Genomic DNA, 16,454 nt, shown 5'->3' with positions numbered 1-16,454 from the left:
TTAGAAGATATGATAGAACCCATTTAAGAGAGAAGAAGATTACGATTCAAAAGACCCTATGAAGTATTAAAAGGATAATTTCCGCTTAACCTGTGAAACTCCAAATATTATCTGCACAAAAAAAAACCAAAAAGCCAAGCCAGATGGGCTTGTTCTTTTGGTTAAATTCATCACGTGTATAGTTGTGCGGATCTACTATTCTTCTAGTTAATTATACCCAAGTTGGTTGAACGGAGAATAGTTTCACTTCATCTTTGACTTTCTGTTGTTGAGGAACTTGTTCAGATACACTCTCCTGTACAGGTTCATCTACTGTAATTCGCCAAATATCAGCACCTAATGCCGACAATTTCTCTGCAATATTGACATACCCACGATCAATATGATGGACACCACTGACCTCAGTTGTGCCATTAGCCACAAGTCCAAGCAGGATTAATGCTGCACCTGCACGTAAATCTGTCGCACATACTTTAGCACCATTCAATTTGGCACGACCCGCAATGATAGCGGAACGCCCTTCTACCTTAATCTCAGCATTCATATGTTGAAATTCATCTACATGCATGAAACGATTCTCGAATACCGTCTCCGTCACAACACTGGTACCTTCAGATACCAATAGGAGCGACATCATCTGTGACTGCATATCTGTCGGAAATCCTGGGTAGGGAAGTGTCTTAATATCTACTGAACGTAGTGGACGTTTCGCTGATACACGAATACCATTCTCGTCAGGTTCAATATTTACACCCATCTCCTCCATCTTCGAAATGACTGGACCTAAATGGTCTGCAATTGCTCCTTCTACATATACATCCCCACCTGTAATCGCAGCAGCCACCATATATGTACCTGCTTCAATGCGGTCAGGAATAACCGTATGCTTCACACCAACCATTTTGTCGACACCTTCGATACGAATCATTCCTGTACCGGCACCGCGAACTTTGGCACCCATACTATTCAGATAATTCGCCAAATCGACAATTTCTGGTTCTTTAGCCGCATTCTCAATAAAAGTAGTTCCTTCTGCCATTGTAGCTGCCATCATAATATTCTCAGTGGCGCCTACGCTTGCAACATCCAAATAGATCTTGGCACCGCGTAATCGTCCGTTACTTTTAGCTTCAATATAACCTTGACCTAAGCTGATTTCTGCACCAAGAGCCTCAAACCCTTTTAGATGTTGGTCAATTGGCCGTGTGCCAATAGCACAACCACCTGGTAAGGATATCCGAGTATAACCCATTCGAGTGAGCAAAGGACCCATGACTAGAAAGGAAGCCCTCATTTTGCGAACGTATTCGTATGGTGCCTCGCATGTTGTTATATTCTCCGCGTTGACTCTTAACACTTCGTTGTCATAACTTACGTTCACACCAAGCGATTCCAAAACCTTGCTAATTGTAACCACATCGTCTAGAGGAGGAGCATCATAAATTATACTTTCTCCTTCTCCTCCTAATAGTGAAGCAGCGATGATCGGAAGTACTGAATTTTTAGCCCCGCTAACTTTAACTTTTCCGATCAATCTATTGCCACCGCGGACGATAAATTTGCTCATCTCGATTCCCTCCGCGTCCGTAATTTTTCCTTTTTATGCTAACTATCTGAAATGGCACTCTTATTTTTCCAACTTACATCATAGCATTGATTATTTCACGTGTACAAGCGTTTTTTTGAAGTTACAGATTGATATCAGAGTTAACAGTTAGTTATCATTATGTTGTACGTTCATAAAAGGTTCTAATAAATATTTACTTATTTCCATTGTTGACATAAAAAAATGTTATTATTCGACAAGTATTATTGTAGTCCAGATATTTTATCTAGTCATCCCTATCAGGGATATAACCACTCATGATCTCTTTAAAACATAAACCTTAACATTTGGCTCCACGTTAGATAGTCCAACAGAAACCCAGCAACAAAATGACCTAGTACTACGGCCAAAAGAACGTGCAACAATCTCCCTTGAGCTCCTTTTGGATTTCGAATGACAAGATCTAACTTCAGATTCTGCAAAGCCCACCACGACAACCAAATACAAAATAGCGATACAATAATAGAAACGAGACCACCAACGCTTACTACTCCAGATACCGTATTTGACATGGCTTGACTCATACCGGTTCATCTTATCCTTTCTACAGTGCTGTTGTTAACACTCTTTTCACGACTCTTCCATCATACTTGCCTTAATCAAAAGAATCCACTTTTGAAAGCGCTATATCTGTAATTTCTTTATTTTTTTTATTATTAATTTGATCTTAAGTCTTGATTAAACACCTTCCTACTCATTATGAGCATTGAGGTGAAATCCAACACTGAATTTTAACAAGATCCAATGTCATTGATTGGTTGGTTAATGCAAAAAAACAGTCAAGCTAGATAATAGCTGACTGTTTCTAATTACATTTATTTTTTGACGTGTGAATATACTTCAATCCGATTCATGGCTCTCTTCAGGGATAGCTCAGCACGTTGGAAGTCAATATCCGCTTGGTTACGTTTAATGGCATCTAAACGACGTTCTGCACGTTCTTTAGCTGCGACTGCACGTTCCACATCAATTTCTTTCTCAAGTTCAGCACTTTCCGCTAGTACAACCACTTTATCTTGACGTACTTCTACAAATCCTCCACTTACTGCAATGGAGTTGTATTCGTTGCCCTTTTTAATACTAATCGGAGCAACCTGTAAAGGAGTAATGAATGGGATGTGACCAGGTAATATACCTAGTGCCCCTTCAATGCCGTAGACAGTCAATCCGTCAACCTCGCCGGAGTACGCTAGATGATCCGGCGTTACGATTTCTAATAAAAAGGTGCTCATTTATTTCACTCCTTTAAAGCTATTCGGAGAATAGCTCACTTCGAAAGCATACCCTTAGCTATTCGGAGAATAGCTAAGTTCGATGGAATAACGTACACCGTTTAAAGTGTTTTCGCTTTCTCAACAGCCTCTTCAATGGATCCAACGAACAAGAATGCTGCCTCTGGAAGGTTGTCATGCTTACCTTCTAGAATCTCTTTAAAGCTGCGAATTGTATCTTTAACTGGAACATATTTTCCTGGGAATCCATTAAATTGTTCAGCTACGTGGAATGGTTGAGATAAGAAACGTTGAATTCTACGCGCACGAGAAACCGTTAATTTATCATCTTCACTCAACTCGTCCATACCAAGAATCGCAATAATATCTTGAAGTTCATTATAACGAGCCAAGATTTGTTTAACACCTTGTGCCACGTTGTAGTGTTCCTCACCTACGATTTCTGGAGCTAGAATGCGTGAACTGGATGCTAACGGATCTACCGCTGGGTAAATCCCCATTTCAGAAATTTTACGTTCCAAGTTCGTTGTTGCATCCAAGTGAGCAAATGTCGTAGCTGGAGCCGGATCCGTATAGTCATCGGCAGGTACGTAGATAGCTTGAATAGATGTAACTGAACCCTTCTTGGTAGAAGTAATACGCTCTTGTAATTGACCCATTTCTGTTGCCAATGTTGGTTGGTAACCAACCGCTGATGGCATACGACCAAGCAATGCGGATACTTCCGAACCAGCTTGTGTGAAACGGAATATGTTATCAATAAACAATAGAACGTCCTTACCTTCTTCATCGCGGAAATATTCCGCCATTGTAAGTCCAGTAAGTGCTACACGAAGACGCGCACCTGGAGGCTCGTTCATTTGTCCGAACACCATGGCTGTTTTCTTAATAACACCTGAATCTGTCATTTCATGATACAAGTCATTACCTTCACGCGTACGTTCACCAACACCCGCAAATACGGAAATACCACCGTGCTCTTGTGCGATATTGTTAATCAACTCTTGAATAGCTACGGTTTTACCAACACCTGCACCACCGAAAAGACCGATTTTACCACCTTTTTGGTATGGAGCTAGAAGATCGATAACTTTAATCCCTGTTTCAAGCATTTCTGCTTGTGTAGCCAGTTCATCATAGCTTGGAGCTTCGCGGTGGATAGGTCTCTTAAATTCAGAGACAACTTCTCCAACTTGGTCAATTGGTTCTCCTAATACATTAAATACACGGCCTAGTGTTGCTGGACCAACAGGTACATTAATAGCTGCACCTAAATCCGTAACTTCCATCCCGCGAACCAAACCATCCGTACTTGACATAGCAATACAACGCACCATGTTATCGCCTAAATGATTAGAAACTTCCAGAGTCAGGTCAATTGGTCTACCAGTTGGTAAGACAGCCTGAATTTTAATCGCATTGTATATTGCTGGAAGTTGACCTCTTTGAAATTCGATGTCGACAACCGCACCCATAATGCTGACTACGCGTCCTTTATTCATCTTTTGTTTCCCTCCTACAAGTTTGCTTCAGCCACAGTCTTAGGTTTTATATCATTACAACCATATTTACATGGCTTTAGTGCGAATTCATATCCTTCATGAATCTTAGGCTTGGGAATCTGCTCCAGCCACAATTTCAGAAATTTCTTGCGTAATTGCTGCTTGACGAGCACGGTTAAATGTCAACTGAAGCTCCCCGATCATCTTCGTAGCATTCTTAGTTGCGCTACCCATTGCCGTCATCTTGGAACCTAATTCACTCGCTTTTCCATCCAACATTGCTGAGAATATTAATGTTTCTGCATACTTCGGCAAAAGCACTTCTAATACAGCACTAGCAGAAGGCTCATATTCATAAGCCGCTGTGACACCAGAATCCATACCGTCAGTTACCATTGGTAACAACTGTTCCACTTCAGGTATTTGCGTCAAAGCATTCACAAAACGGTTATAACAAATATGCAATTCATCAATATGTCCCAATTCAAAACGTTGAACTGCTGTATAAGCGATGGATTTGATATCTGCAAACGAAGGAGTATCAGATAGGTCTGTTAAATCTTCCGTTACAGGAAGCTCTCTACGGCGGAAATAATCACGGCCTTTTCGACCAATTACGAAAATCTCGTATTCGTCTTTAGACTGATGACGTTCAGCAATAGTAACCATTACCTTCTTCAGAATATTCGTATTATATCCGCCAGCAAGACCACGATCTGAAGTTATTACCAAATAACCTGTTTTCTTCACTGGACGCTTCTCAAACATCGGATGCGTGATGTCAGTCGTAGCAGAAGCGATGCTGAACACTACCTCTTTGAGCTTATCTGAGTAAGGACGGGCTGCTGCAGCCTTCTCCTGTGCTCTTCTCAACTTAGAAGCAGCTACCATTTCCATTGCTTTAGTGATTTGTTTGGTACTCTGTACACTCTTTATCTGACGTTTAATTTCACGTAATCCTCTTGCCATATTTTCACCACCCCAAAGTTTTGACGAAGTCAAAACTAGCATCGTAAGCATTTCTTCATTTATAAAAAGTGATACCGAGCCTCACGGCCCGGTCTATGATCTACGCCGATACTGAAAATCCTCTTTTGAATATCGCAATAACGTCCTTCAAAGCATTCTCATTGTCAGCAACCAAGTCCTTCGTATCACGAATAGATTGAAGGATCTCTGCATGGTTACTTTCTACAAATGTAATGAATTCTTTTTCGAAACGACGAACATCAATAACAGGAATATCATCTAAATAACCCTTAACTGCGGTATACAAGCTTATAACTTGTTGTTCTACCTTCAGTGGTTGGTTTACGCCTTGCTTAAGGATCTCCATCAATCTTGCTCCACGATTTAGACGTGCTAATGTTGATTTGTCTAGATCAGAACCGAATTGGGAGAACGCTTGAAGTTCACGGTATTGTGCAAGGTCAAGCTTCAAACCACCTGCGACTTTTTTCATCGCTTTGATCTGTGCTGAACCCCCTACGCGTGATACGGAAATACCAACATTGATTGCCGGACGTTGACCGGAATAGAACAATTCAGATTCCAAGAAAATCTGTCCATCTGTAATTGAGATAACATTTGTTGGGATATAAGCAGATACGTCAGAAGCTTGTGTCTCAATAAACGGTAATGCCGTTAAAGATCCTCCACCTAGAGCATCGCTCAATTTAGCTGCACGTTCCAACAAACGGGAGTGAAGATAGAATACATCCCCTGGATAAGCTTCACGACCTGGCGGACGACGAAGTAGCAAGGAAAGTTCACGATATGCTGATGCCTGTTTCGTTAAGTCATCATAAATGATAAGCGCATGCTCACCTTTATACATGAAGTATTCACCCATAGCACAACCTGCATATGGTGCAATGTACAATAGTGGTGATGGATCAGAAGCAGGTGCAGTAACAATAATGGTATATTCCAAAGCGCCATGACGACGAAGTGTTTCTACTACTTGTGCAACGGTAGATTGTTTCTGACCGATAGCGACATAGATACATTTCACGCCATTACCTTTTTGGTTAATAATAGTATCAATAGCAATAGCTGTTTTACCAGTTTGACGGTCACCAATGATCAACTCACGTTGTCCACGTCCGATCGGTACCATTGCATCAATGGCTTTGATCCCCGTTTGCATTGGTTCATGTACTGATTTACGATCAATAACACCTGGTGCATTGTTCTCAACTGGACGGAATTCAGTCGCTTCGATTGGACCTCTTCCATCAACAGGTTCTCCAAGTGCATTCACGACACGTCCAAGCATTGCTTCCCCAACGGGAACCTGCATGATCTGACCTGTACGTTTAACCTGGTCACCTTCTTTAATCTCTGTGTAACGACCTAGAATAACAACACCTACGTTGCTTTCTTCAAGGTTGAGTACCAATCCGACAACACCGTTGGAGAATTCCAAAAGCTCACCGGACATAGCGTTCTCAAGTCCATGGACGCGAGCAATACCATCACTTACTTGAATGACAGTACCAACTTCAGCGACTTCTATATCGGATTTATATTGTTCTATTTGACTTTTAATAAGCGTGCTAATTTCTTCAGGTTTGATACTCAATGTTTTCACCCCTATCTACTGTGCTTGTCATTAAATGATTTTTCAAGACGCGCAAGCTTTCCGGAAATACTACCGTCATACAACGTATCACCTATAACGACCTTTAATCCTCCAAGTAGACTCTTATCGACAAGGTTATTTACACGAATCGTTTTGTGAGCAACTTGGCCAAACTCTGTGGCTACCGCTTCTATTTCACTGTCATCAAGAGGATATGTTGAATACACTAGGGCATCGGCCATACCTAGGCTCTCGCCTTTCAATTTGATGTAGCTGTCTAGAAGATCGGGGAGGATATCCGTTCTCCGCCGTTTCACAAGTAGTTCCACAGTATTCATCACAGACTGTGACAGCTTGCCTTGAAGTGCTCTATTGAATGCATTCAATTTGTCTGCATCGGATATGTTCGGTGTCGTTAAGAATCTTTCAATATCATCATTAGATTGAATAGCTTCAACGACAGCCTGCAGTTGTTGTTCAACTTCAAGCGTTACATTATCCTGTGAGGCAACTTCAAACAGTGCTTTAGCGTACCGTTTGGCGACTACCGTATCTCGGCTCATGATTTACCCCCTACCTCTTTGAGGTATTGGTCTACGAGTTGTTCTTGTGTACCATCCACACTTACTTCTTTCTGAAGTAATTTGGATGCAATTTGTACAGAAGCTGTACCTATTTCACTTCGTAATGCTTCCACAGCCTTGTTCTTTTCACTTTCAATATCGCGTACAGCCTCAGACTTAAGACGTACTACAGCATTGCTAGCTTCTTCAAGAATCTGTTCAGCTTGTTTACTACTTGTTTGTTTAGAACGTTCTACGATATCATAAGCTTCTCTACGAGCATCTTCCAACGCAACCTTCTGATCTTCAACATATTGAGTTGCTTGTTCACGAGTCTGTTTCGCATCTTCTAATTGTTTTAGAACGAGTACGCGGCGTTGCTCCATAATGTTAAATAACTTGTCAAATGCATATCTATTTAGCGCCAAATATAAAATGATAAATGAGATGATAGATATGACTATGGTCTCCCAATGGATATCCAATGAAGTCACTCCTTTCCGTTAGCACGAAGTGCGAATCGTCCAGCATAAACGCATAAGATTGATCTACGTTTACCTATGATAAATAAAGAGATTTAAGAGTAAAGTCTATATCTCTGAACATTTTGAACAAAATGAAGGCGCGGATGGCATTGGCCCTCCCCGCCAACCAATTTTATTACGAGAACATGATCAAGAACGCGATAACAGTAGCTGCCAATGGAATAACTTCGACGATACCAACACCGATAAACATTGTTGTTTGAAGTGCGTTACGTGCTTCTGGTTGACGAGCAATAGATTCAACTGTCTTACTTACGATCATACCATTACCAAGACCTGCACCAAGTGCCCCTAAACCAACTGCGATAGCTGCTGCTAAAAATTCCATTATAAAATATCCTCCTTAAAATCTCTTATTATTTAGTAAATATAATATCTTCTGCGTAAAGAATCCAATCATTTCTGAATCTGTTCGCTGAAGGTAGTTAATGTTCTTCGTGAATCGTTGTTTGAGCAATATATACCATCGTCAGGATCGTAAATATAAAGGCTTGTAAAGCGCCTATAAAGATACTGAATCCTTGCCATACCGCGAGAAACGGAATCCCTATATAACCAAGCTTCAGGATAACGGTAATCAGTACTTCCCCAGCAAATATATTGGCGAATAACCGGATTGCAAGTGCAATGGGTTTAGATAAATTCTCAATAATATTCAACGGTAGGAAAATAGGAAATGGTTCAATATAATGTTTCAAATAATGTTTACGATTTTTCTTAAGTCCAAGATAGTTCATTAAGATGAAAATAACGATTGCAAGTCCAGCAGTCATGTTAATATCCGCGGTCGGTGATTTCCACCAAAGAATCTCAGCATGCTCGCCATTTCCTAAACCTCTTGTAGCTTCAATAACGTATCCAAAGATTTCTTCAGGACCATGCGCTTCTGTAATAATAGAAAAAGGTAATCCTAACAAGTTCGATACAAAAATGAATAGAATCAGTGTAAGTCCCAGAGATAAATAAGGTTTTCCTTTCTTCAAGTCCATTGCACTTCCAATGAGACCTTGAACAAATTCCACTACCCATTCCATAAAATTCTGCAGCTTGGAAGGATTCTCTACCGATAAATTACGAACACAGAGCCTAGCGAACACGAATACAACAATCATAGTCACAACCAACATAAAAATGGCTGATAGATCGAGGTTCAGTCCCCCTACATGGATAATCGGATGTTCATGCATTGAAATGTATTCCCTCCTTTCGCATAATCTATTAAATGACCTTTTTCACACTCAAATATATACCTACAGGAATGGTCAAAAGCTGTGGTACGAAGAGTCCAGCTATGGTAAGTTCAAGTGAAAAATGCTCAACTTTCACTGAAAACATCACAGCTAGAATTGCGAAACAAATTCGGCTTATAAACCCTAGGCTATACGCCCTAGATCCTGGAGTTGTAACAGCATGTGCAACATTACGAACCTTAGACGATAGATGACGAGTGCTTACTAGACCTCCAGTCATGCCCAAAACCATACCTAGCGTATAAATTCTGGTCTCCGGATGAAGCGCCCAACCCATCAACAACCCTGCCATAATGATTAATGACACTTTGGTGACACCCTTCACTATAGAAGCTATATCATCCATTTTGTTCTCCAATCCACTTTTTGATCAACATGACAATATGAAACGAACCCAACACTAACCCAGAGATTGTTCCTATTGCTATCCAATATCTCGGTCCTTCCAACGCATTGACTAACCATCTTGCAGTAAAGAAACCAATGAGAATATAGGTAGAAAGAATACCTCCAGCTCCACCGATATAAAGAGCTAAATACCAAGGATTATCATTGTTTTGTGGGTTGTCCATAGCTCAATCCCAACCTATTTTACTTAATATTTGAAGAGTTTGTCAATCAAACGTTTTCATTGTATTAAAGTGTGAAAATACAAGAAAACATCTCTCGTATATTCACTAATTTCAAAGAACCGTACAGTCTAACTGTACACTATTCTATGGGTTTAAATATAACACCAATTCACTTATTTGTGAACATTCTGTGAAACTCTTCAGGACGTTCGCTTTCTAAACCGAAATGGTGAAGAATCGCATTGACAATTCTCTCTGAAGCCTTTCCATCTCCGTATGGGTTGGCGGCCCTACTCATGGAATCATATACTTCAGAATCAGTTAATAACGTTTTGGTCCGATCGTACACCTTCTCCTCGTCCGTGCCCACCAATTCTAGTGTTCCAGCCTGAATTCCTTCAGGACGCTCTGTCGTGTCGCGAAGTACCAGTACAGGTACACCAAAGGACGGCGCTTCTTCCTGTAACCCTCCAGAATCGGTTAATATCAAATGGGTATGGGGATAAAAATTTTGTAAATCTACAACATCCAACGGATCGATAAGTTTAATCCGTGGGTGATTCCCAAGAATCTCATGCGCAGGATCCTTAACAGCGGGACTCGGATGAACTGGATACACAATGGCTACATCCTCGAATTCATCGGCTATCCGCTTAACAGCACGGAAGATATTGCGATGTGGTTCACCCTGGGATTCTCTACGGTGCGCAGTCATCAGAATAAGTCGTTTACCTGAGGCCCAATCCAATACAGGGTGATGATAATCAGGCTGTATAGTATATTGAAACACATCTGTAACGGTATTTCCTGTGATATAAATGCTTGACTTTGATTTATTTTCAGAAAGCAAATTATTTGCAGACATGTCCGTTGGAGAAAAATGTAAATCCGCAATAACCCCTGTTAATTGACGATTCATTTCCTCAGGAAATGGCGATTGCTTATTCCATGTTCTTAAACCAGCCTCGACATGACCCACTTGAATCTGTTGCATAAATGAAGCATAACTAGCAAGGAAAGTCGTTAATGTGTCTCCATGAACGAGTACAATATCAGGCTTAGCTTCCCGTAGCACAGGCTCCAGACCTGCCAACACACGAATGGAGATTTCGTTCAGTGTCTGGCTCTCCTTCATAATATCTAGATCATAATCTGGGTGTATATTAAAGACTTCCAAAACCTGATCTAACATTTGACGGTGTTGTGCTGTTACACAAACAACCGATTCAATTCTATCGGGGTGTTTCTGTAATTCCAGAATGAGCGGAGCCATCTTAATCGCTTCGGGTCGAACTCCGAAGATCGTCATCACTTTTATCTTCTTTGACATAAATGAATACCCCTCTTTTCTTACTTCGTTCCGTATAAACGGTCTCCTGCATCCCCTAGACCAGGGACAATATACCCATGTTCATCTAATCGCTCGTCCAAAGCTGCTACGTAGATGTCTACATCTGGATGTGCATCCTGAACCGCCTTAACACCTTCTGGTGCAGCAATTAGATTCATCATCTTAATCTGAGTACAACCACGTTTCTTGAGCACGTCAATAGCAGCAATAGCTGAACCACCTGTTGCAAGCATCGGATCGATAACAATTAATTCGCGTTCTGTAACATCTGTAGGTAGCTTCGTATAATATTCCACTGGCATAAGTGTTTCTGGATCGCGGAATAACCCAACGTGACCCACTTTTGCTGCAGGAAGCAGTTTCAGTACACCATCAAGCATACCTAGACCAGCTCGTAGAATAGGAACAAGTCCTAACATACGTCCAGAAATGACTTGGCTTTCTGTCGTACACACGGGTGTCTTTACTGTAACAGTCTCCAATGGGATATCTCGTGTAATTTCATATGCCATTAAAGTAGCTACTTCATCAACAAGTTCTCTGAAGTCCTTAGTATTAGTCTCTACATCCCGAATGAAAGTAAGCTTGTGTTGAATCAAAGGGTGATCACAGATCACCAATTTTCCTTTTTCCATGGTAAATCCCTCCGGTTAATTCATATGTGTTATTGTTATTAATGTTTATCAACGCTTCTGCATCGTCTTACAAACCTCGTCTATTATAGCATTCCACGAAAAGAATTTGCACCCACCTTGATTTATCTAAAGGTCAACCAGTAAAAGTATCTTATATTTACCTAACTTATATACATAGTCAACGCAGTCTTTCATTCAATTTGAGATATACGCATCATTAAGTTGGAAATTTCTACATCGAAATGATGTCTTTCTATAATATGTACAATTTCCTACTTCTACTTTTTTAGAAACAAGTTACCTTTAATTACGTTAAATTCAGTCTATAGTTTCATATCAAATGGCAAAGTTCGTTTTTTCGACAAAATTCGCACTTTAACAAAAAAAGACTGGAGAATTATCCCCAGTCTATCTCAAACTATTCATTTATTAATATTTCAAATCAGTATATAAAGGGTATTGATCTGTAAGTTCAGTCACTCGTGCAGTTGCTTGGGCAAGAATCGCTTCATCTTCTGGATTCTTTAGAGTTAGAGCAATGATCTTGCCGATCTCAACCATCGCCTTCTCATCCATGCCACGTGATGTTGCAGCTGGAGTACCCAAACGAATACCACTAGTTACGAATGGGCTCGTTGGATCAAATGGAATCGCATTTTTATTGACAGTTATACCGATTGAATCTAGTACTTTCTCTGCCAACTTACCTGTAATGTTCACACTACGAGTATCTACTAGCATCAAGTGATTATCCGTACCCCCTGATACGATGTTCAAACCTTCACTGATCAGAGTCTCAGCCAACACTTTAGCATTCTTCACAACGTTCTCTGCATAAGTCTTAAATGATGGATCCAATGCTTCCTTAAGAGCTACCGCTTTAGAAGCAATAATATGCATCAATGGCCCACCTTGTGTTCCTGGGAATACTGCTTTATCGATGGCTTGTGCCCACGGTTGTTTACAGATAATCATCCCTCCACGTGGTCCACGAAGTGTTTTGTGAGTCGTCGTCGTCACGAAATGCGCGTGAGGAACTGGGCTCGGATGAACTCCTCCAGCAACTAAGCCTGCGATATGGGCCATATCTACCATGAACAGAGCGCCTACATCATTAGCAATGGAAGCTAGTGCTTCAAAGTCAATGGTACGTGGATAAGCACTTGCACCCGCGACGATTAAACGAGGATGATGTTTAAATGCCAACTTACGCACTTCATCATAATCAATGAGGAAAGAATCCTCTTGAACACCATAAGGAACAAAGTTATACAATAGACCGGAAGCATTCACTGGACTACCATGTGTTAAATGTCCACCATGAGCAAGATTCATTCCTAATACGGTATCTCCAGGTTTAAGCGCTGCTAGATAGACTGCCATATTCGCCTGTGCCCCTGAATGTGGCTGTACATTAACATGCTCAGCACCAAACAATTCCTTCGCACGATCACGAGCGATGTCTTCTACGATATCAACACGTTCACAACCACCGTAATATCTTTTGCCTGGATATCCCTCAGCATATTTATTCGTCAAAACGGAACCCATTGCTTCCATTACTGCTTCACTCACGATATTCTCCGAAGCGATAAGTTCAATGTTGTTACGTTGGCGTTTAAGTTCTAAGTCCATAGCCTCTAATACTGCTGGGTCAAACTTGCGTAATTGTTCCATTTTCATATTCCTCCTAAAGGTTTCTTGGTCTAATTCCATAACCTGTGCTAGAATCCCCGCTACGCTGACGAATTGTTCTTCCGATCGCTGTTGCCCTCTGATTTCTTGATTATATACCGCCTATTGCGGTTGAAATCAGAGGGCAAGCATATGCTTTCGGAGTGGTTTTCCTACGGAAACCCTGTAGGCGAACGCTTCGCTTCTCCAGGACAATTCCGTCCTCTTCGCTATGATTCTTCATATACTTCTGTTCGGTAGGCATTAGTTACGGTGTAGAGACATTTCTTTCTTAAAAATTTACTCGTCACTGCGTTTTACTTTTATAATCAATCACAAATATGAGAATTACCTTGTTGAATGGAAGGTTCACCTTCCAATTGGTATCGTGCTCGCTCGCCGCCAATAAGCTTCGGACGGGTGTAGGCAGCATTCACACGGGCTTGCCCTATATACCGAATGCTAGGACGGAAGGGTACGGCTACATGCCGTAAATGCATTCCGATCAAAGTCTCGCCGATATCCATTCCAGCATGCGCTTCTATACGCTCTGCAAGGCAAGGTTCCACCATACTCCGATAAGCAGCAGAAGCCATTGAACCTCCAGCTGTAGGATACGGAACTGCGGCAACCTCTGTCAGGCGTAACTCTTCTAGAAGCGTTCGTTCAATGACTAATGATCGATTCAAGTGCTCGCAACATTGAAACACAACATGGAATCCAAATTCTTTACGGACCTCATCAATCCCAAGAAGTAACTCATCGGCAACTTCCAACGCCCCTGCCGTACCGATATGACTACCTGCTACTTCACTAGTACTTGTACCTACTACAAGAATCTTGCCCTTACTCAGCTTAGCAACCTTTACAAGTTCCCGCAGTACAAGTGCTACTTGTTCTTTGAGTGAAGCTGCGGATATCGCACTCTGATCCATGGAAGAAACCTCCTTAGTCTTGCATATACCGTTCTTCAATAAGCTTGATTTTGTTCACACGGTTTACATGACGTTCTTCTTCACTAAATTCCGTAACAAGCCATTCTTTGACGATCTCACAAGCTAAACCGGGTCCGATAACACGTTCGCCTAATGCGAGTACATTCGTATCATTATGTTCTCGAGTGGCCTTAGCGGAGAATACATCATGAACTAGAGCACAACGTATACCTGGAACCTTATTAGCTGCAATACTCATACCAATCCCTGTCCCACACACCAATATCCCACGATCCACTTTACCCATTATCACTTGTTCACATACAGGAAGCGCATAATCAGGATAGTCCACCGCATCCGTGCAATTACACCCTACATCTACAACCTCATGTCCCAATTTCTCAATGACATTTATGATGTCCTGTTTTAATCGAATACCACCGTGATCTGTACCTAATGCGATTTTCATTTAGAAAAACCTCCTAATATCTCTCTTTTATCTTGTACCATTATACTCAATATTTGGCCAAAATACGAAAAAAGAGCAGTCTACGGTAATCCGTAGAATTGCTCTTGTGCCCAGGCGACCGGCCGTATATCCCGATGCTCCATCGTGGTTTAATCCACAGCGTCGCCAGTTACATCGGAACCGATTGTTCTTCTTTTTTCATGATAAAACAATCAACGACGAAATGCAACGATCAATTAATTGTTATTATTTGATAACTTCACTAGAAATCGATCAATAGCTGTACGTATCTCCGCTGCTGCCACTTCATAATCTTCGCGGGATCCACCAAATGGATCTGATATATCAAAGCTTGGAATACGTTGCTGGATCTCAATCATTCGTTCTCTATTCTCAACGGGTTTACCTAACGCTGTGTTCATAGCCCAAACTGCATAAAGACTATCTAGCTCCGCTACATCTCGAAGTACACTCTCATCGTCTTCAGCATATTCCTTCAATGTATAGATCTTGCCCATAACTTCTGGGAAAGCCCGTAACACATGTTGTTTATGCGCTTGTGTTAACGTAAGAATGAGATCACTATCCCGTACAACATTTGATCTCAGTGGTTGTGAGGTTATTGTATCATCTATATTATAGTCTCGTAGAACCGCTTCGGCATGTCTAGAAATAGGTGACCCTTCGTTAGCAGCCACACCTGCAGACTTTACCTCAATCTGAAGACCCCGTTCTTTAGCCAATTTCCGGAGAATCGCTTCTGCCATCGGGCTACGGCATGTATTCCCTGTACACACGAACAAAATACGCAACACGTTTCTCCACCTCCTAGTAACATCTTTTATATTGTATCAAAAGATGAACATGAGTCCAAATGCTAATAATACAGCACCACCTAGAGCTTCACCATAATCGCCTAGGTTACGACTCACTTTCCTTCCGAGGAGAAGACCCATCATCGACATTAATCCACCAAAGAATCCGAAGGCTAATATTGTTATTAGTAAATTACTTCTAAACATCCCTAAGGATACGCCTACGGAGAAAGAATCAATACTGACGCTGAGAGAGAATAGGATCATCCCACCCCACGAACGGTGATTTACAACTTTAGCAAAACCGCCTCGAAAGGCATTTACAATCATATGGCCACCAAGTAACACTAATAATCCACCAGCCACATACGCCGTTACTTTTCCCAACAACGAGCCAACGTATTGCCCCGTATAAATCCCTAACAAAGGCATAATGATATGAAAAATACCGATCATTAAGCTTATTCTCAGAACGTGTAGCAATCGAATTCCTCTCATGCCAATACCTACACCAAGTGAAAAAGCATCCATTCCCAAAGCTGCCGCCATAACCAAAATTGTGATGAGCTGCCCCCATCCGGCAGAATTTTCTAGCATGAGTATTCCTCCAAGTCCGTTTGTGTACTTTGTACAACCATATGCGGACAAGAAGTGAAACATGTCAGATCAACCAGATATCTCCTACGAAGGGAATGTGTCCAGAACGATATAACTTACACCC

At 41.3% G+C, this 16,454-nt stretch carries 19 protein-coding genes and 1 riboswitch; all 19 genes read right to left on the bottom strand.

Annotated features, from left to right (window positions below):
* Window positions 1-211: 211 nt before the first annotated feature.
* The 19 genes from murA to AC1D7X_RS15420 all read right to left on the bottom strand — a co-directional run bounded on the left by murA (window position 212) and on the right by AC1D7X_RS15420 (window position 16,330).
* A complete protein-coding gene (gene murA, locus AC1D7X_RS15510) occupies window positions 212-1,567 on the bottom strand; it encodes a UDP-N-acetylglucosamine 1-carboxyvinyltransferase (RefSeq protein WP_495456730.1) in 1,356 nt (451 codons plus the stop codon).
* Window positions 1,568-1,872: 305 nt separating this feature from the next.
* The gene (locus tag AC1D7X_RS15505; RefSeq protein ID WP_495475564.1) at window positions 1,873-2,130 is read right to left on the bottom strand and encodes a DUF1146 family protein; all 258 of its coding nucleotides are present in this window, start codon (window positions 2,128-2,130) and stop codon (window positions 1,873-1,875) included.
* Between the two features lie 291 nt (window positions 2,131-2,421).
* Window positions 2,422-2,838 carry a F0F1 ATP synthase subunit epsilon gene (locus AC1D7X_RS15500; RefSeq protein WP_495456732.1) on the bottom strand — a complete coding sequence of 139 codons (417 nt, stop codon included), beginning with the start codon at window positions 2,836-2,838 and terminating at the stop codon, window positions 2,422-2,424.
* 101 nt (window positions 2,839-2,939) lie between these two features.
* Window positions 2,940-4,340 (bottom strand): F0F1 ATP synthase subunit beta, encoded by a 1,401-nt coding sequence (gene atpD, locus AC1D7X_RS15495; RefSeq protein WP_495456733.1) that lies wholly within the window; start codon window positions 4,338-4,340, stop codon window positions 2,940-2,942.
* 105 nt (window positions 4,341-4,445) lie between these two features.
* Window positions 4,446-5,309 carry an ATP synthase F1 subunit gamma gene (gene atpG, locus AC1D7X_RS15490; RefSeq protein WP_495456734.1) on the bottom strand — a complete coding sequence of 288 codons (864 nt, stop codon included), beginning with the start codon at window positions 5,307-5,309 and terminating at the stop codon, window positions 4,446-4,448.
* 100 nt (window positions 5,310-5,409) lie between these two features.
* Complete coding sequence (gene atpA, locus AC1D7X_RS15485) at window positions 5,410-6,924, bottom strand: F0F1 ATP synthase subunit alpha (protein ID WP_495456735.1); 1,515 nt, start codon at window positions 6,922-6,924, stop codon at window positions 5,410-5,412.
* A gap of 11 nt (window positions 6,925-6,935) precedes the next feature.
* A complete protein-coding gene (locus AC1D7X_RS15480) occupies window positions 6,936-7,487 on the bottom strand; it encodes a F0F1 ATP synthase subunit delta (RefSeq protein ID WP_495456736.1) in 552 nt (183 codons plus the stop codon).
* Complete coding sequence (gene atpF, locus AC1D7X_RS15475) at window positions 7,484-7,972, bottom strand: F0F1 ATP synthase subunit B (RefSeq protein ID WP_495475563.1); 489 nt, start codon at window positions 7,970-7,972, stop codon at window positions 7,484-7,486. The genes AC1D7X_RS15480 and atpF overlap by 4 nt, the downstream gene beginning before the upstream one ends.
* 175 nt (window positions 7,973-8,147) lie before the next feature.
* Window positions 8,148-8,360 carry a F0F1 ATP synthase subunit C gene (gene atpE, locus AC1D7X_RS15470; protein WP_340026190.1) on the bottom strand — a complete coding sequence of 71 codons (213 nt, stop codon included), beginning with the start codon at window positions 8,358-8,360 and terminating at the stop codon, window positions 8,148-8,150.
* A 97-nt stretch (window positions 8,361-8,457) separates the two neighbouring features.
* Complete coding sequence (atpB, locus tag AC1D7X_RS15465; protein WP_495456739.1) at window positions 8,458-9,219, bottom strand: F0F1 ATP synthase subunit A; 762 nt, start codon at window positions 9,217-9,219, stop codon at window positions 8,458-8,460.
* A gap of 31 nt (window positions 9,220-9,250) precedes the next feature.
* Window positions 9,251-9,628, bottom strand: a complete 378-nt coding sequence (locus AC1D7X_RS15460; RefSeq protein ID WP_495475562.1) for an ATP synthase subunit I — start codon at window positions 9,626-9,628, stop codon at window positions 9,251-9,253.
* Window positions 9,621-9,854, bottom strand: a complete 234-nt coding sequence (locus AC1D7X_RS15455; protein ID WP_495475561.1) for an AtpZ/AtpI family protein — start codon at window positions 9,852-9,854, stop codon at window positions 9,621-9,623. The genes AC1D7X_RS15460 and AC1D7X_RS15455 overlap by 8 nt, the downstream gene beginning before the upstream one ends.
* A 169-nt stretch (window positions 9,855-10,023) precedes the next feature.
* Window positions 10,024-11,184, bottom strand: coding sequence for a non-hydrolyzing UDP-N-acetylglucosamine 2-epimerase (gene wecB / locus AC1D7X_RS15450; RefSeq protein ID WP_495475560.1), 1,161 nt, complete (start codon window positions 11,182-11,184; stop codon window positions 10,024-10,026).
* A gap of 20 nt (window positions 11,185-11,204) precedes the next feature.
* The gene (gene upp, locus AC1D7X_RS15445; protein WP_495456743.1) at window positions 11,205-11,840 is read right to left on the bottom strand and encodes a uracil phosphoribosyltransferase; all 636 of its coding nucleotides are present in this window, start codon (window positions 11,838-11,840) and stop codon (window positions 11,205-11,207) included.
* 429 nt (window positions 11,841-12,269) lie between these two features.
* The gene (glyA, locus tag AC1D7X_RS15440; protein WP_495456744.1) at window positions 12,270-13,517 is read right to left on the bottom strand and encodes a serine hydroxymethyltransferase; all 1,248 of its coding nucleotides are present in this window, start codon (window positions 13,515-13,517) and stop codon (window positions 12,270-12,272) included.
* A 326-nt stretch (window positions 13,518-13,843) separates the two neighbouring features.
* Window positions 13,844-14,449 (bottom strand): TIGR01440 family protein, encoded by a 606-nt coding sequence (locus AC1D7X_RS15435; protein WP_495456745.1) that lies wholly within the window; start codon window positions 14,447-14,449, stop codon window positions 13,844-13,846.
* A 13-nt stretch (window positions 14,450-14,462) separates the two neighbouring features.
* Entirely contained in the window at window positions 14,463-14,918 is a 456-nt protein-coding gene (gene rpiB / locus AC1D7X_RS15430; RefSeq protein ID WP_495456746.1) for a ribose 5-phosphate isomerase B, read from the bottom strand.
* A 101-nt stretch (window positions 14,919-15,019) separates the two neighbouring features.
* Window positions 15,020-15,101, bottom strand: a riboswitch (ZMP/ZTP riboswitch).
* A gap of 53 nt (window positions 15,102-15,154) precedes the next feature.
* Entirely contained in the window at window positions 15,155-15,733 is a 579-nt protein-coding gene (locus AC1D7X_RS15425; protein WP_495475559.1) for a low molecular weight protein arginine phosphatase, read from the bottom strand.
* Window positions 15,734-15,769: 36 nt separating this feature from the next.
* Window positions 15,770-16,330 carry a manganese efflux pump MntP gene (locus tag AC1D7X_RS15420; protein ID WP_495475558.1) on the bottom strand — a complete coding sequence of 187 codons (561 nt, stop codon included), beginning with the start codon at window positions 16,328-16,330 and terminating at the stop codon, window positions 15,770-15,772.
* Window positions 16,331-16,454 lie beyond the last annotated feature (124 nt).

The sequence above is a fragment of the Paenibacillus sp. Y568 genome (genome assembly GCF_059445545.1).
This window is presented reverse-complemented; position numbering and strand designations above follow the sequence as displayed.

Bases quoted from the DNA above. Each gene is read 5' to 3' on its own strand.
- AC1D7X_RS15420 (WP_495475558.1), bottom strand. From the start codon at position 16,330: ATGCTAGAAAATTCTGCCGGATGGGGGCAGCTCATCACAATTTTGGTT.
- atpD (WP_495456733.1), bottom strand. From the start codon at position 4,340: ATGAATAAAGGACGCGTAGTCAGCATTATGGGTGCGGTTGTCGACATC.
- AC1D7X_RS15500 (WP_495456732.1), bottom strand. From the start codon at position 2,838: ATGAGCACCTTTTTATTAGAAATCGTAACGCCGGATCATCTAGCGTAC.
- rpiB (WP_495456746.1), bottom strand. From the start codon at position 14,918: ATGAAAATCGCATTAGGTACAGATCACGGTGGTATTCGATTAAAACAG.
- upp (WP_495456743.1), bottom strand. From the start codon at position 11,840: ATGGAAAAAGGAAAATTGGTGATCTGTGATCACCCTTTGATTCAACAC.
- AC1D7X_RS15480 (WP_495456736.1), bottom strand. From the start codon at position 7,487: ATGAGCCGAGATACGGTAGTCGCCAAACGGTACGCTAAAGCACTGTTT.
- wecB (WP_495475560.1), bottom strand. From the start codon at position 11,184: ATGTCAAAGAAGATAAAAGTGATGACGATCTTCGGAGTTCGACCCGAA.
- atpE (WP_340026190.1), bottom strand. From the start codon at position 8,360: ATGGAATTTTTAGCAGCAGCTATCGCAGTTGGTTTAGGGGCACTTGGT.
- glyA (WP_495456744.1), bottom strand. From the start codon at position 13,517: ATGGAACAATTACGCAAGTTTGACCCAGCAGTATTAGAGGCTATGGAC.
- atpB (WP_495456739.1), bottom strand. From the start codon at position 9,219: ATGCATGAACATCCGATTATCCATGTAGGGGGACTGAACCTCGATCTA.
- AC1D7X_RS15460 (WP_495475562.1), bottom strand. From the start codon at position 9,628: ATGGATGATATAGCTTCTATAGTGAAGGGTGTCACCAAAGTGTCATTA.
- atpG (WP_495456734.1), bottom strand. From the start codon at position 5,309: ATGGCAAGAGGATTACGTGAAATTAAACGTCAGATAAAGAGTGTACAG.
- murA (WP_495456730.1), bottom strand. From the start codon at position 1,567: ATGAGCAAATTTATCGTCCGCGGTGGCAATAGATTGATCGGAAAAGTT.
- AC1D7X_RS15455 (WP_495475561.1), bottom strand. From the start codon at position 9,854: ATGGACAACCCACAAAACAATGATAATCCTTGGTATTTAGCTCTTTAT.
- AC1D7X_RS15505 (WP_495475564.1), bottom strand. From the start codon at position 2,130: ATGAGTCAAGCCATGTCAAATACGGTATCTGGAGTAGTAAGCGTTGGT.
- AC1D7X_RS15435 (WP_495456745.1), bottom strand. From the start codon at position 14,449: ATGGATCAGAGTGCGATATCCGCAGCTTCACTCAAAGAACAAGTAGCA.